This is a genomic window from Pseudomonas sp. HMSC057H01 (assembly GCF_001836405.1).
GTDB classification, from domain to species: domain Bacteria; phylum Pseudomonadota; class Gammaproteobacteria; order Pseudomonadales; family Pseudomonadaceae; genus Pseudomonas; species Pseudomonas aeruginosa.
Genome location: NZ_KV828498.1, coordinates 51,586 through 68,609, shown reverse-complemented (window position 1 = coordinate 68,609; position 17,024 = coordinate 51,586). Strand labels below are relative to the sequence as shown.

The following is a 17,024-nucleotide window of genomic DNA, read 5'->3' as shown; positions in this document are numbered from 1 at the left end:
CTCCTAATTAAACTCAGGGCGGGGCTTGAGACTTCGGACTAGGCGGTCTCTGTTCTACCTTCGGAGGTTCTATATTAAGCTTGTAAGGGTAAATCTCTCGATTCTTGCGGGTTCTCTCTAGTTGTCTGCGGTAGACGTACTGTTGCGCCTCCCTATCCTCTGCATCCCAATCACGTTCCTTATCGGGAACAGCGGAGTTATAGGAGGAGAACCACACTCGAATCCACAGTACATCTAGTTGAATTAGCCGCTTATTGAATTCATCCCGGATCATGCCTCCGGAAAGAAGCTGTCTCTCAAGCTCATTCCTATAATGCGTGATTACTTCATTAGCCACTTTATCGGCATATGTTCTTCGGCGTTCATCTACAAGCTTAGCCCCTGCAAATACATCTTGAGGAGGCTCAGTGAGGAAACTAGGAGCGGCTGTAATTGCAGCCGTTAGAATGGAGAATATCCCTCCTAGGATCGCTACTTTTATTCCGTCAGGTAGGCGGGCAAACTTCGCCCACTGTCGAGCCCACCACCCGGCAAAGGTAGGCGTAGGCGTGGACATTGGATTTCCCTCTAAGGGAAGGGCTGCCGGATTAGAATCCTTGCCCGGCTGCGGCTTCTTCCCTACGTTGACGTTCATCCAAAGTGCGGTTAACTTCCCGTGCTACTTCGTGTGGGTCAGTTGCACCGTGGATATTGAATGTGACTGGAGCTTGTGGATGACTCATAGCTTCGGTGGCTTCCCGCATTGCTGCGGCACTATCAATGCCAGCCTGTTTGATAGCCTGAACTGTGCTGTCGTTAACGCTCTTGATTGTGTCTAGCATCTTCTGACTATCTAGGTAGCCGGATGGAGCAGAAGTAACACCAGAGGCAAGCTCACGGCCCTTAGCAGCCGATACAGCTTCGTATCGAGCCATTGGGTCTAGCTTATTGAAAGAATTAGCAGACATTGGACCCATAGCGCCACGGGCGAAGAGTTCGGCAGCCTCTCTATCGATCTGTTGCACATACTGATCAAAGTAAGCATTCTGATTCCTGCGGACTCGACGCTGTTGTTCCGAAGCGGAGGCATCAATCTCTTCTTCTGTCCAGCGACGTTTAACCAGAGAAGGCATGTTGCGTGCGGCTTGCTCGGCTCCCTTTTCAGCGGAACGCTGTTGAGAGGCTGGGCGGAAGTTTGCACCCATCTTGTTTGCAATCCATTCGATTGCCCGGGCAGCTACGTTGATTACTGTGCCAATGAACTCCAGTTGTCTAGCGATAACCTCGACAACGCCACCAAGCAGGAACTTAGCAAGGTCGGCAACAGGTCCGGTTAGAACTGGCTTAACTACGTCGAAGAAGCTGGCGAAAGCTTGGTTATACTTATCGATAGACTCAGAGATTCGTTTGAAGTATGGGTTCTCGGAGAATCCTTCGATCCCGGCTGTAATCCCCGGAAGGAACTGAGCCAGAGAAACGGCCATATCCGTAGTGCTCTTGACGATAGCAGCACTGTACGGAGCGAGAGCTTTTAGCAGAGGGCCAAGCTCACGGAGAAGAGGAACCGCCGCACCTTGGAACTCTTGAACAGCGTTCTTCAGTTCCCCGCCATTGGCGTTCCATGCACCGGCTAGGTTCTGTTGCATTACGTTCTCACGGCGGGCGATTGCTGCGTCTCCGCTCTGCCGGATGATATCGAGGCGGCCTCCATCGTTGGCACGACTACCCATAATCGAGGTCATGCGCTCAATGAATGGAGCCACCATAGCCCCGGCGATCTTCCCATCTTCCATATCCTTGGAAAGGCGTTTCATAGAGCCTTCGTCGGCTGGGAGGTTGTTTAGTTCTGCCCAAGCTTGAGCAGCAATCTTCATAGCTCCGGGCATATGTTCGGCGAACTGAGACTTAAGCTCTTCACTATAAACTTGACCCTTCGACAGCATCTGGCCCATCGCACGGAATACGAGGTCTACAGTGGCTGTGTCTAGGCCGGAAGCCCGGGCATAGGCCATTACATCGTATGTAGACTGCTTGGCTGCGTTTGTGCTCATGCCGCCATCACGCATACCAATAAGAGCCCGCATTACGCCTTGCTGTGTGTCCCGGGCGGAGACGCCTAGGTCATTGGCGATATTGAAGAGCCATTCCATGTTCTGCTGGACAGCTTGACTATCAAACACCTTCATCTGTGCGGATGCGTGAGCCTGCCAGTCTCCAGCCTTCTGAGCTTCTGTAGCCAGCATGCGGAGGCCGATGATTGCGCCTGCTGTAGCACCAGCCAGCGCTCCCAGACCAGCAGCGGCAGCACCACTACCAGAGATCAGGGAAGAGAACCCACCACCGGGCATCATGGAAGCGATAGCACCAGCATTGACTCCGACCCCACCGAACCCACCGCCTCCGGCTCTAGAAGCTGCCTGAGCGCGTTGTAGGCCGAGTTGAGCCCTCTGTACGCGGATGGCGTGGAGTTCATCTAGACGGCGTTGACGGGTAGTAGCAGCGGCAATACGTTGGTTCATTGTCAGACGGGCAGCTTGGGCTCTACGCTCAGCGGCTGCTGTTGCTGCTGTCAGGCGGGCTCCAGCAATAGCGGCTTGCTGCTGAATGCGGGCATTAGCTAGCTGAAGCTTGGCATTACCCATAGCGGCCTGTTGCTGCTGTTTCATGTTAGCCATAACACTACGATGGGCGTTATCGTTAGTGATGCGCTGAAGCTTGGCTTGCTGCATTAGTTGCTGAAATGCACCCTTCTGTTGGGCCATTACATTGGCATTCAGCATGGGCTTGAATTGAATCTTCTGGTTTGCAGTCTTGGCAAACTGGCTTAGCTTGGTCTGTACTCTGGCTAGATTGCGTTCGAATTCACGCAGTGGGCGGGAGTCAACAACAAACTTCAAATGCCCGGTAAGCTGGGCAATAGTTTCTTGGATCATTGGTTCACCTTGTTCTTATTGGTTGGCTTTAGCGTGAGCTTCTTCTTGTTCACGGAAAGCAATATCTTGGAATGCCGCGTAGGTGTTCAGGATTTCTAGGAAAGTTACCGCGTCATCTAGGGAGTAAATCGTCTGCAACTGATGAAGATCGGCTTGAGACGGCTTACTTGTAAGAATCTGGTACATGTAGATATCGACGGAGCACTTCTTTTGCACTTGCATGCGCTCTCTGTCGTATTTGGTTTCGATAACGGGAGTCTTAGAAGCGGGAGGGGTTTCCATTGGCTTACCCGTCCACGGATCGATCTGAGGCTTAGGCGGCTCTGCTGGAACTGGAGAGTGTCTAGCTAGGAAGGACATAAACTCAAGGTAATTGAGTTCGATAAAGTGGGTCAGTAGAACCGGGATAAGCTCATACCTCCCGCCAAAGTAACTATCAACATCAATGGGATTCGCTTCTCCAGCTACACGGATATGCCGGAATACCCTACGAAGAAACTCTTCGTAATCAGACATTTCAGCGATGGCTGCTGTCAGGTGAACAATGCTGGAGTCTGTCTGAGCAGCCTGTACGAATGTAGAAAGGCAATCGCCTAGTCTTAGAAGGTCGAAGGCTTCGGCTGCTGGTAGCTGCTGAGTGTGGTAATCGACTCCGGCAATGGTGAATACTGCGTCTTTACGCATTTAAAGCTCCTTAAGGGTTTAGAACCCCAAGGTGCTAACACCGTCTCGGAGTCCTTCAATGATGTTAAAAGCTGTCCCGGCATTGCCGCCTACTCGACCACTCGACCATTCGAGAACATCGATTTCCCATAGACGGGATTGGGCTTCTCCGGAGAAATTGAGTTCAGGATATGCACGGATGTAGGACCGAGTAGTTGTTAGTCGGGTTGTTCCGGCAGTGTCCTTAATAGCAATCTCAAGGCGGGCGCTCTGGTTGTTTCTGTCGCCGGCTAGGATTTGACTGAGAATGTCATTGGTAGTAGAGGTCTGAGCAACTTCGAGAGTAAGTGTCCCCGAAGTATCTCGGTTGGCTACGCGGGTCTTACTGCCCCTGATTCCATGAATCATACGGAAGGGAGCTTTATTCCATTTAAAGTTGACACTGTATAGGCCAGTTAGGCGGTAGCCAGCCACCATAATAACTACGTTAGACGGGCTGAATGTTTGTACTGGTGCGATCACTGTTATACTCCTTGACGGCCTCCGTAAGCGGCCAGAGTTGAAATAGTGCCTCCGCTAGCTGTGCTCTTGAGTACAGAACGAATAACCTCAGAGGCTCGACGGATTCCATAGCCTGCATAATGCACTTCAAAGGAACCGTGTTTCTTAGGCTTGGAGAAATATTTCTTCACTCTCTCGATTACATGGTGTTGACCAGCAATCACTAGAATGAAATCTTCTCGCAGAGGGCGATAAACCCAAGTGAGACGATACTCATTGGTAGATCCCCGGGTTGGGCTGATTTTGTAAATAGCATCGCGGATGTTAGCCATAATCCGGCCAAGAGCTTTAAACTTATCTTGGCCTTCTTCAATGGTTACACTAGCGACTGCGAAGTGAGAGGGAGCCCCGCACACTTCTCCTCGGAGAGTGTCAAGCAAACGCTCCCGTAGGGTTGCTTTGATATAACGCATAAGAATTTCCTTTGGCTTAAGATTCTAGCCAATATTCATCGGAGTTCGGATCAGGCTTCTTGGGCTTGAGAACGTCCGAAGCTGCGGAGTTAGTTTGGACTTGAGGGCCATTAGCAGCATCGTTCTTGATAGATGGGCGTTCCGTCCTCTTGGCAGGTTGACGACCCTTGTTCGTGCGGATGGTGATTTCTCTAGGGGAGAAGTAGCGGAGTTGCTGTAAACTCATACTAAAGAAAACACCATCGCCGGAGTCCTGATCCTCATTGAAAGTGAGGTTAGTAATAAGCATATCTGTGTATGTCTTATCAGGCAGCGCAGCCCCAGATTCATCTAGGCGGAAAGTGAGCAAGGTTACTGTCTGTCCTGCACGCTCGATCTCCGATAGACGCTCTGCTACTTCCCTCGCTGGGGTTGTCTTGCCTTGGTCTGGAACGGTCACAGAGGGGACGCCAGCATCACCCAATAGGCCAGAGACAATGCTCAGGCCGGAGTCACTAACAGTGACCAAAGGCTGAGTCTCTTTGGCGTTGATCCTGTTAAGCGGGTCTTGAACCTGAGTGCGGGAGAGGTCTTGCCCGGTCTCTGCACTAGCTTGACGGATGGCTGTATCTGTAGGGCGATCATAGTTGAAATCCGCGTCAGACAAGATAGCGTTTAGCTGAATCTGTCTAGCTTGCTGAATGATGTGGTCAGAAGTGACAGCCCCGGTTTCAAGAGTATGCTCAGTGGTTTGTGTTTGTTGCTGAACGGAATAATCGGTTACTACGTCAAAGAATAGAACCGTTCCGCTCTCTAGTAGAAGTGCATGAGTGGCCATAACGGTCTCCTTTATTTCCAGAGGTCTACAGTAGTAGCGAAGTCACGGAAGAGGCCGATAGCTTCATTACTTGCTAGGATTGTCGAGCGAACTGCACTATCAGAAGCGTTCCCGCCTAGACCGAAGGCTACAGAGGTGCAATCGAATTGCCATTGTCTGGCTTCTATTCCATTGCTATAAACTGTGCGAGGATAATCAACAATCCAAGCGGCATCAGCGAGAAAGCTTGTAGTCCCTTTAGTGTCTCGAATCATCATAGGGAACTTACCGCGATTGCCTGTAAGCCTGTCTGTGTTGAGCATCATCGTCAGAACATCGTTAGAGGCAGAGATTTGCATCAGGGTAATGGTGACGTGGTATAGCGGGTTATCGTTGTATACGCGCTCTACAACTCCATCCATAGTTACCTTGGATGTGTAGATTGGGGCGTTATGCTCGATCTCTACAAAGGTTCCGTCAACCAAACCGCCAACAGCGTGGACTCCGCCAACAATGATCTTTACATCGTCTGGAGAGTATGTGTAGAGGGCCATATTAAACCCCCTTCATCTTGCCAAGGAGTTTAGACATTTCTTTCTCAAGGAACCCTTTAAGAGCTTCCCTCATTTCTGTGTCCTGCATCCCGGCAGCGTCGGCGGTAGCTTCGATATCCTCGGTCGATGCCTTAAATACAGCTTCCATGTATTGCTCTGCGTGAGCCTCGCTGAAATCGATTTCCATCTGAGCAAACTTGTCAGAGATAGCCGGGCTGGCTTCTTCGATAGCCTGAAGAACAGAGGCGTATTCATCGGAAGCGATGAAATCCATAACCCTCTTGTAGGTGCGGAAGTCAACCTTAGAGAGGACGGAGTAGCCGAACTGTTTTACTAGGGTTTCCATTTCCTCAGCCTCTTGAGCAAGAACGAAGTCGGCGATCTGCTCGCTTGTGTAGTCTCCCGGCACTTGAGAGAAGGTTTCTACCAGTCCGTTGAATAGCAGGCTATTAACGTGCTTAGTGAAGAACTCTTTCTGAGGCCTGCTTAGGCGGATTTGTTTAGTCATAAATAATCTCCAGCCGTAGAACGGCGAAAAACGCCAATAGGCACACGATTGATATCGGGCCTAGGCGTTGGTATAGGATTGTGTGGAAAGGCTCAGGAAGAGCCAGATGGAAGCCTTAGCGCTGGGCTATTGCTTTGGCTTCTTGATAGATGGCTTGGTGTTGCTCGATCTGTTCAAGGGAGCAGTGAGCCGAATAGAGGAACCCGGCAGTTAGAGACACTGCCAAGCTCAGGAAGAAGAAACGTAGAGACTTCATTTTACCTCGGCAATTCGTTCTTGCATTTGGAAGAACAGCGGAGTGCTGTTAGGGCCATGAGTGGCCAGCTTGTGGCAGATTCCGAAAACTTCCGTAGAAAGAACGAAAGAGTTGGCATGGTAGTAATCCGCACAAGCCTGAGCAGCCTTCCAATCAACGGCACTGTCAGAGGGGAGGGCATTAGGATCGGCCTGCACAGCCTCATACCGCTTGCGGGACTCTTCCTCAACCTCTAGGCGAATCTCCGTAATCTTGGCGGCCTTCTGCTCAGGGGTTAGTGGAGCGGTCATGGTGTTGTAAATGTGCATGCCGGCTGCGCCGCCCATGGCGAGGATGCTAGCGAAGCCGAGGGCACCAGCGAGGTAAATCAATTGCTTTTTCATAATCTGTCTCCTTTGTCAATCTGAAAATCGAGAGCGTATCCTACCTGACATAGGTAGGAGCGTAAAGGGTTACGAGTTTTGACGGCCATAGGCTAGGCGGGAGGCTAGCTGGTCGTTGAATTCAGCAAGGTTCTTACGCTCGCTAACCTCCAGCTTGTTTCGCACCTCGCTAACCTTTCTGTCGAGTAGCTGGGCGGCGTTCTCGGCAGTGATCCCGGCAGCGGCAGAGACCGCAATCAGGCGCTCATACACAAGGGCCAGATACTCAGCTACAGAGCTGTCTGAATGCTCAGGGTAAGGGAAGCGTAGGTTGGTCTCTGTGTGATATAGAGCCAAGCTCGCTAGAGCGTCGAAGGTGTTCAGAGAACAGAAGCGGGATTTTGTGTTTTCGATCTGGGTATTCAATTCAAACTCCTTGATTGTTTAGCTGGTCGATTCGTTGCTGTCTGCGTTGCTTCTGGCGTTGTTTCCATTTGACGAATTCCTCTTGACTCTTCTTAGGACACTTAGGCTCATCGCCTAGCTGGCCACCGGAGATATGTCTAAGGAAGTCGCTGTTGCTATCGAGGAAATAAGCGGGAACTTCAGCCATTAGTGCAGCCACTCCCGGGAAAGCTTCTCGCTAAGAGAGTTGGTGCTGTTAGCCATGCTCACAGAATGGAGCAAGGAGGCACCTAGACTCAGCTTGGAAGCTGTTTCGGGGTCTAGCTCTGCAATCTGAGAGAGTAGAGCCGGAGAAGGCTGAGACAGCCATTGGCAAACAAGAGTTTGAAGGTTAGGAATTGTTTTCATGTAGGGTTCCTATTGATCTTTAAAATGTTAGGCTTGGAGTTCAGCTAGAATGATTTCGTGAGCTAGCTTGTAACCAACTTCCGAATGCTCGGAGATAAGTCTTAGGTTGGCAGGAGTGGGGCTCTTCTGATATTGCATCACATAGGAGCCAAGCTCCTTAGCTAGTTCAAGGGGACTAGAGTCCTTAGCTGTGTAAAGCGCAGAGCTACTAGTAATATCTAGAGCCTCTTGAGCAGATACGTAGGAAGCTGTCTTCTGAACTGGAGTCTCTTCAATCGGAGAGGCCAATACTCGTCCGTCCTTATCGAAGGTGACGCGGACAACTTTCTTTGTACGGTAGTTGACAGGTTTGTAAGCTGGGGTCATATCGTCTTATCCTTATTCGAAGCTCTCTTCGGCTTCGTTTATGTAATCGTCTGCGTCATCTAGGAAACTGGAGAATGGTCCTTCTTGAGCAGCTAGAGCGGCTAGAAAATCATGTTTCATATTCACACGGAGATTGGCAGAGGCAAAGCTATCGATGTTATCGAAGCTGTCTTGAATCTGTTTCAGTAGGTCATTCTCAGTCATTTTCAATCCTTATTGAGCGAAGAACATTCCAGTGTATGCACGGTTAAGAGTGCGGCGTAGGTCACTCCCTGTTGGGTTGTAGCGGTCGAAGTCGTTCCGATCAACTCCCGGGCCGTTACAGTCGTGGTAAATAGGATTTCCATTGTTATCTCCACGGTAGGCGAACAGGGTATAAGCGGCTGCACCGAGGATATCCATGTAGTGAGGCATGAGCTTGGAAAGCTCGGCTCTGAATTCTGCACCAAGAGAGGCGGAAGGCTTGCCCATGATGCGGCGGGTCTCTTTCTGGAATAGAGCAGTCACTTCCTCTACCTTATCGGCTGGGACTGTGTATGCCGGGCTAACTCCATCTAGAGAGAATGTCATTGGATTGAAAGTGTGCTGGGCGTAAATGCGGGTTGTCATGGTCCTAGATTTCCCTTTGAGTTTAGATAGCCAGAAGGCCGAGTTTGATTTGTTCAACCATTCGCTTGCCGAGGCCGGGAGTGGCTTTGATAGTGGCAACGTGATCTTCGTAGAAGTGAGCGATTACGATAGCGTTAGGTGCTGGAAGAGGGCGGGCAGCCATGGCCCACATTGCATATCCGATAAGCAGGACGGCTCCAGCGGCTCCAAACTGAGCCTCTAGCACTCGCTTGATAGCGCGGAACCCTTCGACTGGTCCCTGAGCGTCTAGCTCTAGCTGTGCGGTATCTAGAGCCTCTACAAAGGACTCAACAGCAGAAGGCTTAATGCGAAAGGCTGCGGATGCATACTGAGGCTGGTAAAGATGGTTACGGCCATCGATTCCTTCGCGGAAAGTGTTGGCGTTTGGTTTAGTCGGGATCATTCAAGGTCTCCGTATAGATAGTGGGCTTCGGCCTGTTGAATCTGGGCATCTTGGAGAGCTTCGGTTAGAAGCTCTTCATCGTGTGAATTGGCGTCCATGTTAGAGGCCTAGTTCTTTGTTAATCGCACTCATAAGGGCAGCTTGTTCCTTGCGAGCTTGAGCCTCTTCTTCCCGGGCTTTGCGAACAGCCTCTTCTTCGTGGAAGCGCTCTACAGCTTGATCGATCAGAGCGGGAATCTCTTTCTCAGCTACCAGAGCGAAGCAACGTTTGATTTCAGCAATGTTCGCTTCGAGGGCAGCTTTGTACTCTGCACTATCAGGCTTGACGAAGTAGGCAGCGGCATGGCCTGTGCGGGATACAACGTCTCCAGCCTTAACGTAACCCTCGCCCATCTTATCCATCATCAGAGGGACAAGAGCGTCAACGCTATAAGAGCTAATAGGGATAGCAGCGGAGCGGAGAGAAGCGGTAATATCTCGGTTGTTATAGAAGCCATTTTCGTCCTGTTCAGTGTAAGAGCCGATAAATGCACGTTCTTGTAGCTGGCGCTGAGCTAGGTTGGTCTCTTCCATTTCAATAGCGAAAGCTTCTTGATGCTTCAGGTCGGTGATTCGAGCCTTAGCTTGGGATAGGTCTAGCTGCTTAACGTCAACTCCTTTGTAGAAAGAGGCGCGGCGGGAAGCTGGTTTGCTGTCCAGAACGTTGGTTACTTGTACTTTAGCCATGTTATTTGTCTCCTAGATAGATAGATGGTTTCTTAAGCAGCGTTACGCGGCTTCTGGGTAGGTTTGTTGATTAGTTCGTTTTCGATCCGGTTGGATAGTTCTCGGGCTTTCTTTGCACCGATAGCGACAGCTTTCGCGTATTCCTTGGCGGAGGGGAAAGCTTGTTTTACTGGAGCCTTCGGATTACGCAGGGGCTTACGTAGGTGCTTGCGGAAAGCCCACATTAGGGAGATATCAGCACGTCTCTTGGCTTTCATAGAGGGAGTGCCAATATCCACTAAGTGGCGAATCAGAAGATTGCGGGCTTCAGCTTCAGCGGCTTCAATCTCTGCCTTCTCTTGGGCTGCCTTGAAGGCTTCCATTTGGGCGATAGGGTTAATCATTACTAGCTCTCCGAGACTCTAGTTCAGCACGAAGAGAGTCGATCTTAGTTAGGTTGGCAGTTGTCTTCTTGCGTCTGAAGGATTTGACTCGGCACAGGTCAGAACAGAAGCGGGAGTGTTCCCGGACGGCGATATATTCACTTTTGCAGCAATCGCACACAGCAATGCGAGGATTCATAATAGCCTCCTTAATTTCTGGCTTTTGATAGGGTTTTAAAGGGTTTAAGCGGGGTTTGTAACGCGAAAGCGCTACGGATGCATATCAATAAAAACCCGCTTTAAGCGGGCTTATTGGCGAAGAATAAATGACCATCTGAGGGCTAGTCAGTGAAGGCAAGGCCGTGCCTAGCAGAGGGCAATAGAAATGATAAGAAACGATTGCCCAATGAGTTATGAAAGAATGCCTATCGAGAACCCCATCCCGTTCTGGTGCAGGCTTAAGGCGAAGCCTGTGTGTAATCAGAAGATTACGGTCATGGAAATAAGGCTCAGAGTAGGAGGTGGCAGGGCGAGGAGGCCTGAGCCGGACTCTGAGAGGAGTAAGCGCTAGAAGAAACGCTATGAGGAAGAAGGGACAGATAGGCCATAGAAACCTATCCATCTAGGACTCTTGTTAGCTTGACGCTCTATGGCGCCTTGGCCGGAGCTAACAACTCGGCTTCCTTGCGAGGAAGGAAAGGACCAGATAGGCCCTACATGAATCAAGAAAGACGACAGGAGAAAATCAATTAATCTTTCACTCTCTATACCCTAGTATAACATGGATTTAGAGTTTGTCAATAGCTAACTCTCCATTATTTCACTTTAAGAAGACTGATGCCACCTTAACCGGACGAACGGTCATTTTAGGGCAGAATAAAGCCCGCTCAAGGCGGGCTAGGGATTGCTAGATGGAGTGCTACCGAGCTAGGGATTACCGAACTAGGTGTTTCACCTTCTCATAGTAGCGGGCTATCTCCTCGCTGGAATTCGGGGGGAGGTATCCTCCGTCCACGGAGCGGGCAAGGCTGGCTGCTTGCTCTGGGGAGAGGATGGGGAGTTCCCATTGCCTATCCTCGCCAAGGAGGCGGAGCTTGTAGACTTTCTTCTTCCTGTTGGCTCCTTCGTAAACAAACCTCTTCCCATCTACGTCAATAGACCCGTCCGGGTGAACAACCATGGAGTAGCCGGCAGTTTGCAAGACGTGGTTGAGCTTCATTGGTTCATCGTCGAGTAGGCCGTTAGAGAAGGCCTCTAATTGAGCCGCTGTGAGCTTTTCAGCTTGAGGGAGTAGTAAGGTAGCCCTTTCCTCTTCCAATGCTTCACGGGCTGTTTTAAGCTGCTCTAAGCTTTCCTGAATCTCCGGCGTGAATCCAAGCGCAAGGAGTGCTTTAGTGGCTTCGCCGATTTTCCGGGAAAGCTCCCCAATCTCTCCATCGATTACAGCTAGGCGCTGTGAGGATGGGTCCGCCTGAGAGCTTGCGCTCTCCATTGCATGCTGTAGGAAAGGGAGGCTTGTAAGCTTCCGCACCTGATCGAGAACAATCACAGGGTAGGTTTTGGAGTTGGAACAGCCTTCTCCAGCTAGGCGAGCCCGGGAAGTGCAGAGCATGGCCGGGTCTGTGTGCTTGCGTTGTTTGTAGTTGTAGTTACGACCACATACCGCACACTTCACTAAGCCTGTGAGGTAATGGGCGGAAGGCTTGGCTCTGTCTACCTTCGGAGCGTCTAGGCGCTGTTGCACTCGGTAGAAAAGGGCTGGGTCTACAACGTGCGGGTAAACATCTGGAATATCGTTCCAGTAGCCAATAGCAGTCTTGTTCTTGAGCCAGCGGCGGACAGTGGTGGCGTTGGTCTTGCTGAACTCCTCAAGGCCAGATTCGCGAAGCTTGCGACAGATGCGGCGCTCTCCTAGGCCATCGGCATAGTCTTGGAAGGCTTGGGCGATGTGCGGGGCGACGTGAGGCACTAACTGACCGTCCGTAGTGAGCCATACGGGCGTTTCTCGCTTGATCCCTAACCCTGCCTTAGCTTTCTCCCTGCGGGCTGTATAGGAGGCGTTTATGCGCCTGCTGAGGCGGTTACTGTATTCGTGGGCTTGCTGAATCTTGGCTACCAGCAGGAACAGAGACGTTTCGTTGACAGAGCTTCTATCGTAGACGTGGCCGTCTTCGAGGGTGATTACAGATACTCCAGCCTTCACGATCCGGGAGAAGAGGGGGAGCATTTCCAGAGGCTCAAGGCGACCTATCCGGTCTACAGCCTCAACCAGAATCACATCCCCGCTCTTGATAGCTCCGCTATCGATGGCGGCAAGGAGTTGCCCTAGGCCGTGGTCGAGATGCTCACCAGAGAAGCCGGAACGGCCTAAGTCTTCGAATCGGAGATCGGAGAGAGTGAAGGAAGGGTGTTGCTCCAGCCACTGGCCGAGCATTGCTCGCTGTCGGTGTTCAGACGATCCCTTGGCTTGCTTGCCAGAGGAGAACCGCACATAAGAGAAAGCAGAAGGCATGAAAAAGCCCCTAACCGGATGGAAAGGGGCTCAGTGTACAGCTAGGGAAGAGGCTGTGTCTATTTCGTGTTGTCTTGCGAGCATGTAGGTCACGGTCTCGAAGCCGCGGTGCGGGTGCGAAGGGAAGCCGGCGACATAGTCGTCCGGGTTCTGGGTATCGAACTGGTCGAGCATCAGGAACGGATCGAAGCGTTCCGGGGACGGGCCGCCGATCACGCGGGTCAGGCGGACGCCGGCGCCATCGGAGGCGGGGTGGCCGGTATGCAGTTCGAGGACATCACGGTAGCGGGTCATGGGAACCTCCTGGTTCGTGTATGGCTCGATGATAGTCCTCTCTGGTCGATATATGGTTGCGAGTTTTATGTAATTCCTATCGATTTATTGAATTGTTCTGAGGAAAAGAAACCGCCGCACAGGGCGACGGTTCTTCGCCTCACTCGGCGATCTGCAGCTTGCGCGCCTCGGTATAGATGTAGCGCAGTTTCTCGTACTCGAACGGCGAGTTCATCTGGCCGTAGCGGAAGCTGGTGTTGTAGCGCCTGTCCACCACGCGCAGGGCGGTGATCTCCGGGTGGTCGCCGCTGGCCTGGGGAACGTTGAGGTAGTTCACCTGGTATTCGCCGACGTAGTCCACCACCAGTCCGCCGGTGTCGCGCAGGTTGGACGGGCCGAGGATTGGCAGCATCAGGTAGGGGCCGCCGCCCACGCCGTAGAAGCCGAGGGTCTGGCCGAAATCCTCGCTGCGCTTGTGCAGGCCCATCTTGGTCGCCGGGTCCCACAGGCCGAGCACGCCGAAGGTGGTGTTGAACAGCAGCCGCGCGGTGGTTTCCATCGCCGCCTTGCCCTTCAACTGGGCGAGGTTGTTCAGCAGGTTGGGCACGTCGCCGAGGTTGTCGAAGAAATTGCTCACGCCGCTGCGGACGAAGTGCGGGGTGACGTACTCGTAGCCTCGTACCACGGGCAGGAACACCCACTCGTCGAAGCGATAGTTGAAGTGGTAGACCCGGCGGTTCCAGGATTCCCAGGGATCGTACATGTTCAGTGCGTCGAGGGTGGCGCGCTCGAATTCGCGTTGATCCAGGCCGGGATTGAACTTGAGTTGGTCCAGCGGACGGCTGAAACCGTCGCCGTCGAGCTGACGTGGCGGCATTTCGACCGGCGCGGCGGCCTGGTCGGCCTGGGCGCTGGCGGCTGCGCTCAGCAGAAGGGCGAACATCCAGTGTGCGGTTCGGCTCATCGATCAGTTTCCTGCCTGCTGGGTGAGGGCCGCGCTGGCGACCTGGGTCTGTCCGGCGGCGGGCGTGGCGAAGAAGTCCAGCATGTCCTGCGCGTTGACCTTGTAGTTGAGGTTGCCGCAGTGACCGCCATAGGGATAGACGGTCAGGCGTTCGCCGAAGGTCCGGCGAAGGAAGCCGAGGTCGCCCGGGCCGAGGATGACGTCGTCGGCGTTGTGCATCACGGCGATCTTCGGGCTGTCGTGCAGATAGTCCTGCAGCTTGTAGAGGCTGACCTGGTTGACCAACTGGGTCAGGCTGCCGCCGTCGTAACGGGCTCGCCACATCGGGATCAGTTGCTCGGTCATGTAGCACTCGAAGTCGCACTGCAGCGCGCGCTTGAAGAAGGGCTCCAGGCTGGTGCCTTCGTTGATCGGGTAGTTCGGCGGGGTGATCAGGCCGCGACGGTTGACCAGGTCCGAGGTGAAGGCGATGTCGGCGGCGGAGAAACGGAACGAGGTGCCGATCAGCATGGCCATTTCCTCGTTGCTCAGGCGCTGCTTCGACTGCTGGAAGTCGTAGAGCATGGCGTCGTTGATGTCGACGTAGCCTTTCTGCCGGAAGTAGCGGGTCAGCTTGCTCAGCACCACCTCGTAGAAGGTGCGCGAGTCGGTGATGCCCTTGACCTGGGTTTCCACCAGTTTGTCGAGGTTGCTCACCGAGGTGTAGAGGTTCACCGGTGGGTTGAGCAGCAGCACCTTCTTGAAGTTGAAGCTCTGGCGGCTTTCGTCGAGGTGGCTGACGAACGCGGCGTTCAGCGCCCCCAAGCTATAGCCGGTGAGGTAGTAGTCGGTCACCGGCAGGTCGCGCTGCTGCGCACGCACCGCCTGCATCACCCGGTACAGGTCGTCGGCGTCGTCGCTGGAAAAGCCCGGCGTGGCGAAGCGCGAGGCGCCGGCCATGAAGTCCCAGCTGGTCGGCGAGGACAACTGCACCACGTGGTAGCCGGCCTGGTAGAAGAGCTTCTTCAGGTATTCCGGGTAGCTGCTGGCATAGTGCGCGCCAGTCCCGGCGATGATGAAGATCAGCGGCGCCGCATGATCCTGGCGGGCCAGGCGGTAGCGCAGCTTCTTCACCGGCCAGAAGTTGTCCGGCAGGGCGAACTCGCGCTCCGGGCGCAATTTCAGGCTGTAGTCCTTCTGGTCGATGTCCTCGCTGTGCGGAAGCTCGGGACGCAGTTCCGGCGGCGTGGTGGCGATGGTCGCCTCGAACGGGTTGGTCAGTGGATAGCCGTAGCTCGCGGCGTCCACGTCCCGGGCCTGCGCCAGATTGGCACAACCGAGGGCGAGGCCGCCGAGCAGGGCAGCGAAACGGAGGAAGTGGGGCATCGGGGGAATCCCTTCGAGGGAAAAGTACTGAGTGAATATACTGCCGCTATGACAACTGCAAGCCTCAGTAGTGCAGTGGGTTATTGCAGCCAGCGTTCCAATCGGTCTTTCCCGCCTCTTGCCGTGCCTCGCGAATATCCCTTCAGGCGTGGCGGTGCAGCCAGCCGTGGGCGCTAGCCGGGCGCGGCGCGCCGTCTTTCTCGAAGCGTTTCCAGATCTTCTCGTGGAAGTAGAAACCGACCGAGTTGCACAGCGGCTCGACCGCCGCCACCAGCCCGCCGACCGCTATGCTGCCGGTCAGCGCATAGGCCACGCTGAAGGCGATGATGAAGTGCATGACGGTGAAGGTCAGGGTCTTGAGCATGGCTGCTCTCCTTTGATCGAGAATCATTCCTCTTTGGCGAAAGCCTATCCAGGCGCTCGGCCAAGCGGAAATCGGCCTGTCCAATCGAGTGCATAGAGCGCTTCGATCGCACTGTCTCGGAGCACATCCGCAGCGTGCCGCAGCGCAGTTCGAGGCATGTCGTTATCGGGTGCGATGGGTGTCGTTCTCAGAGCAGTCCGCCGTCCGGGCGCGCCGATGATGGACGGCGGCACCGCAGAGTGCCGCGACCGCCGGGGAGCGTCCCCGGCGGCATAGAACAAGGGGTACGTCTGATGCGAATGATGCGACGACTGTTGTGCTGGAGTGCGGGCCTGGCAATGTCGGCGGCGGTGGGGATGGCGGCCGCGGCGGACAAGCCGGTGATCACCATCGGTTACGTGGACGGCTGGTCGGACAGCGTGGCGACCACCCATGTGGCCGCCGAGGTGATCCGCGAGAAACTCGGCTACGAGGTGAAGCTGATGCCGGTGGCGGCGGGGATCATGTGGCAGGGCGTGGCGCGCGGCAAGCTCGATGCCATGCTCTCGGCCTGGCTGCCGGGCACCCACGGCGCCTACTACGAGAAGATGAAGGACAAGGTGGTCAACCTTGCCATCAACTACCCGGACGCACGCATCGGCCTGATCGTCCCCGAATACGTGAGCGCCAACAGCATCGCCGACCTCCAGGCGCAGAAGGACGCTTTCGGCGGCCGCGTGGTGGGCATCGATGCCGGCGCCGGGGTGATGATCAAGACCGACGAGGCGATCAAGCAATATGGCCTCGACTACAAGCTGGTGGCCAGTTCCGGCAGCGGCATGATCGCCGAGCTGACCCGTGCCGAGAACGAGAAGAAGCCGGTGGTGGTGACCGGCTGGATTCCGCACTGGATGTTCGCCAAGTGGAAGCTGAAGTTCCTCGACGATCCGAAGAAGGTCTATGGCGATACCGAGCATGTCGACACCGTCGCCAACCCGGCGCTGGAGGCCAAGGCCAAGCCGGTCTGGGAATTCCTGAAGAAGTTCGGCTGGAAGGATGGCAACGAGGTTGGCCAGGTGATGCTGGCGATCCAGGAGGGCGCCAAACCCGAGGATGCGGCGAAGCAGTGGGTGGCGGCCAACCCGGGACGGGTCAAGGACTGGGTGCAGTAGCACGGCTGGTTCGATTGGGGAACGCCGTGCCCGGGCAACCGGGCACGGCGTTTTTCCTTGCCGAAGGCTG

20 protein-coding genes and 1 pseudogene are annotated in these 17,024 nt (G+C 54.0%); 1 reads left to right on the top strand and 20 read right to left on the bottom strand.

Annotated elements, in window-relative coordinates:
* Positions 1–13: 13 nt before the first annotated feature.
* The 20 genes and pseudogenes from HMPREF2581_RS33030 to HMPREF2581_RS20010 all read right to left on the bottom strand — a co-directional run bounded on the left by HMPREF2581_RS33030 (position 14) and on the right by HMPREF2581_RS20010 (position 15,803).
* Positions 14–634: a hypothetical protein gene (locus tag HMPREF2581_RS33030; protein WP_123903206.1), complete on the bottom strand. Its 621-nt coding sequence runs from the start codon at positions 632–634 to the stop codon at positions 14–16.
* Positions 588–2,912, bottom strand: a complete 2,325-nt coding sequence (locus HMPREF2581_RS20070) for a tape measure protein (RefSeq protein WP_003138376.1) — start codon at positions 2,910–2,912, stop codon at positions 588–590. The genes HMPREF2581_RS33030 and HMPREF2581_RS20070 overlap by 47 nt, the downstream gene beginning before the upstream one ends.
* 15 nt (positions 2,913–2,927) lie before the next feature.
* Complete coding sequence (locus HMPREF2581_RS20065) at positions 2,928–3,596, bottom strand: hypothetical protein (protein WP_003138378.1); 669 nt, start codon at positions 3,594–3,596, stop codon at positions 2,928–2,930.
* Positions 3,597–4,099: 503 nt separating this feature from the next.
* A complete protein-coding gene (locus HMPREF2581_RS33025) occupies positions 4,100–4,549 on the bottom strand; it encodes a hypothetical protein (RefSeq protein ID WP_123788665.1) in 450 nt (149 codons plus the stop codon).
* A 16-nt stretch (positions 4,550–4,565) separates the two neighbouring features.
* Positions 4,566–5,366 (bottom strand): phage baseplate protein, encoded by an 801-nt coding sequence (locus HMPREF2581_RS32385; protein WP_003138380.1) that lies wholly within the window; start codon positions 5,364–5,366, stop codon positions 4,566–4,568.
* 11 nt (positions 5,367–5,377) lie between these two features.
* Positions 5,378–5,899, bottom strand: a complete 522-nt coding sequence (locus HMPREF2581_RS32380) for a phage structural protein (protein WP_083329341.1) — start codon at positions 5,897–5,899, stop codon at positions 5,378–5,380.
* Position 5,900: 1 nt separating this feature from the next.
* Positions 5,901–6,407: a DUF7375 domain-containing protein gene (locus HMPREF2581_RS20060; RefSeq protein WP_003138382.1), complete on the bottom strand. Its 507-nt coding sequence runs from the start codon at positions 6,405–6,407 to the stop codon at positions 5,901–5,903.
* 252 nt (positions 6,408–6,659) lie between these two features.
* The gene (locus tag HMPREF2581_RS20055) at positions 6,660–7,046 is read right to left on the bottom strand and encodes a hypothetical protein (protein WP_003138384.1); all 387 of its coding nucleotides are present in this window, start codon (positions 7,044–7,046) and stop codon (positions 6,660–6,662) included.
* Positions 7,047–7,115: 69 nt separating this feature from the next.
* Positions 7,116–7,451, bottom strand: a complete 336-nt coding sequence (locus HMPREF2581_RS20050) for a hypothetical protein (RefSeq protein ID WP_003138386.1) — start codon at positions 7,449–7,451, stop codon at positions 7,116–7,118.
* Positions 7,452–7,865: 414 nt separating this feature from the next.
* The gene (locus HMPREF2581_RS33020; protein WP_123903207.1) at positions 7,866–8,204 is read right to left on the bottom strand and encodes a hypothetical protein; all 339 of its coding nucleotides are present in this window, start codon (positions 8,202–8,204) and stop codon (positions 7,866–7,868) included.
* A gap of 12 nt (positions 8,205–8,216) precedes the next feature.
* A complete protein-coding gene (locus HMPREF2581_RS20045) occupies positions 8,217–8,408 on the bottom strand; it encodes a hypothetical protein (protein WP_016254256.1) in 192 nt (63 codons plus the stop codon).
* A 9-nt stretch (positions 8,409–8,417) separates the two neighbouring features.
* Positions 8,418–8,813, bottom strand: a complete 396-nt coding sequence (locus HMPREF2581_RS33015; protein WP_123903208.1) for a hypothetical protein — start codon at positions 8,811–8,813, stop codon at positions 8,418–8,420.
* 22 nt (positions 8,814–8,835) lie between these two features.
* Positions 8,836–9,237, bottom strand: a complete 402-nt coding sequence (locus tag HMPREF2581_RS32370) for a hypothetical protein (RefSeq protein WP_003138391.1) — start codon at positions 9,235–9,237, stop codon at positions 8,836–8,838.
* Positions 9,238–9,336: 99 nt separating this feature from the next.
* Positions 9,337–9,963 carry a hypothetical protein gene (locus HMPREF2581_RS32365; protein ID WP_003138392.1) on the bottom strand — a complete coding sequence of 209 codons (627 nt, stop codon included), beginning with the start codon at positions 9,961–9,963 and terminating at the stop codon, positions 9,337–9,339.
* A gap of 32 nt (positions 9,964–9,995) precedes the next feature.
* On the bottom strand, positions 9,996–10,346 hold the full coding sequence (locus tag HMPREF2581_RS32360) for a hypothetical protein (protein WP_003138394.1): 351 nt from the start codon (positions 10,344–10,346) through the stop codon (positions 9,996–9,998).
* Between the two features lie 913 nt (positions 10,347–11,259).
* Positions 11,260–12,837, bottom strand: coding sequence for a recombinase family protein (locus HMPREF2581_RS20030; RefSeq protein ID WP_003138396.1), 1,578 nt, complete (start codon positions 12,835–12,837; stop codon positions 11,260–11,262).
* A 78-nt stretch (positions 12,838–12,915) separates the two neighbouring features.
* Positions 12,916–13,131: pseudogene (locus tag HMPREF2581_RS20025) on the bottom strand (pirin family protein); the annotation flags it as partial.
* A 139-nt stretch (positions 13,132–13,270) separates the two neighbouring features.
* Positions 13,271–14,074 carry an MlaA family lipoprotein gene (locus HMPREF2581_RS20020; RefSeq protein WP_003138398.1) on the bottom strand — a complete coding sequence of 268 codons (804 nt, stop codon included), beginning with the start codon at positions 14,072–14,074 and terminating at the stop codon, positions 13,271–13,273.
* Positions 14,075–14,077: 3 nt separating this feature from the next.
* Positions 14,078–15,439 carry an alpha/beta fold hydrolase family protein gene (locus HMPREF2581_RS20015; protein ID WP_003109177.1) on the bottom strand — a complete coding sequence of 454 codons (1,362 nt, stop codon included), beginning with the start codon at positions 15,437–15,439 and terminating at the stop codon, positions 14,078–14,080.
* 142 nt (positions 15,440–15,581) lie between these two features.
* Positions 15,582–15,803: a DUF2061 domain-containing protein gene (locus HMPREF2581_RS20010; protein WP_003091551.1), complete on the bottom strand. Its 222-nt coding sequence runs from the start codon at positions 15,801–15,803 to the stop codon at positions 15,582–15,584.
* Between the two features lie 293 nt (positions 15,804–16,096).
* On the opposite strand from HMPREF2581_RS20010, the gene HMPREF2581_RS20005 reads away from it, so the two are divergent.
* Positions 16,097–16,954: a glycine betaine ABC transporter substrate-binding protein gene (locus tag HMPREF2581_RS20005; RefSeq protein ID WP_003114808.1), complete on the top strand. Its 858-nt coding sequence runs from the start codon at positions 16,097–16,099 to the stop codon at positions 16,952–16,954.
* Positions 16,955–17,024: the final 70 nt, after the last annotated feature.

Bases quoted from the DNA above. Each gene is read 5' to 3' on its own strand.
- HMPREF2581_RS32360 (WP_003138394.1), bottom strand. From the start codon at position 10,346: ATGATTAACCCTATCGCCCAAATGGAAGCCTTCAAGGCAGCCCAAGAG.
- HMPREF2581_RS20020 (WP_003138398.1), bottom strand. From the start codon at position 14,074: ATGAGCCGAACCGCACACTGGATGTTCGCCCTTCTGCTGAGCGCAGCC.
- HMPREF2581_RS33025 (WP_123788665.1), bottom strand. From the start codon at position 4,549: ATGCGTTATATCAAAGCAACCCTACGGGAGCGTTTGCTTGACACTCTC.
- HMPREF2581_RS20065 (WP_003138378.1), bottom strand. From the start codon at position 3,596: ATGCGTAAAGACGCAGTATTCACCATTGCCGGAGTCGATTACCACACT.
- HMPREF2581_RS20045 (WP_016254256.1), bottom strand. From the start codon at position 8,408: ATGACTGAGAATGACCTACTGAAACAGATTCAAGACAGCTTCGATAAC.
- HMPREF2581_RS20030 (WP_003138396.1), bottom strand. From the start codon at position 12,837: ATGCCTTCTGCTTTCTCTTATGTGCGGTTCTCCTCTGGCAAGCAAGCC.
- HMPREF2581_RS33015 (WP_123903208.1), bottom strand. From the start codon at position 8,813: ATGACAACCCGCATTTACGCCCAGCACACTTTCAATCCAATGACATTC.
- HMPREF2581_RS20015 (WP_003109177.1), bottom strand. From the start codon at position 15,439: ATGCCCCACTTCCTCCGTTTCGCTGCCCTGCTCGGCGGCCTCGCCCTC.
- HMPREF2581_RS20055 (WP_003138384.1), bottom strand. From the start codon at position 7,046: ATGAAAAAGCAATTGATTTACCTCGCTGGTGCCCTCGGCTTCGCTAGC.
- HMPREF2581_RS20070 (WP_003138376.1), bottom strand. From the start codon at position 2,912: ATGATCCAAGAAACTATTGCCCAGCTTACCGGGCATTTGAAGTTTGTT.
- HMPREF2581_RS20060 (WP_003138382.1), bottom strand. From the start codon at position 6,407: ATGACTAAACAAATCCGCCTAAGCAGGCCTCAGAAAGAGTTCTTCACT.
- HMPREF2581_RS32380 (WP_083329341.1), bottom strand. From the start codon at position 5,899: ATGGCCCTCTACACATACTCTCCAGACGATGTAAAGATCATTGTTGGC.
- HMPREF2581_RS32385 (WP_003138380.1), bottom strand. From the start codon at position 5,366: ATGGCCACTCATGCACTTCTACTAGAGAGCGGAACGGTTCTATTCTTT.
- HMPREF2581_RS20005 (WP_003114808.1), top strand. From the start codon at position 16,097: ATGCGAATGATGCGACGACTGTTGTGCTGGAGTGCGGGCCTGGCAATG.
- HMPREF2581_RS20010 (WP_003091551.1), bottom strand. From the start codon at position 15,803: ATGCTCAAGACCCTGACCTTCACCGTCATGCACTTCATCATCGCCTTC.
- HMPREF2581_RS33020 (WP_123903207.1), bottom strand. From the start codon at position 8,204: ATGACCCCAGCTTACAAACCTGTCAACTACCGTACAAAGAAAGTTGTC.
- HMPREF2581_RS32365 (WP_003138392.1), bottom strand. From the start codon at position 9,963: ATGGCTAAAGTACAAGTAACCAACGTTCTGGACAGCAAACCAGCTTCC.
- HMPREF2581_RS32370 (WP_003138391.1), bottom strand. From the start codon at position 9,237: ATGATCCCGACTAAACCAAACGCCAACACTTTCCGCGAAGGAATCGAT.
- HMPREF2581_RS33030 (WP_123903206.1), bottom strand. From the start codon at position 634: ATGAACGTCAACGTAGGGAAGAAGCCGCAGCCGGGCAAGGATTCTAAT.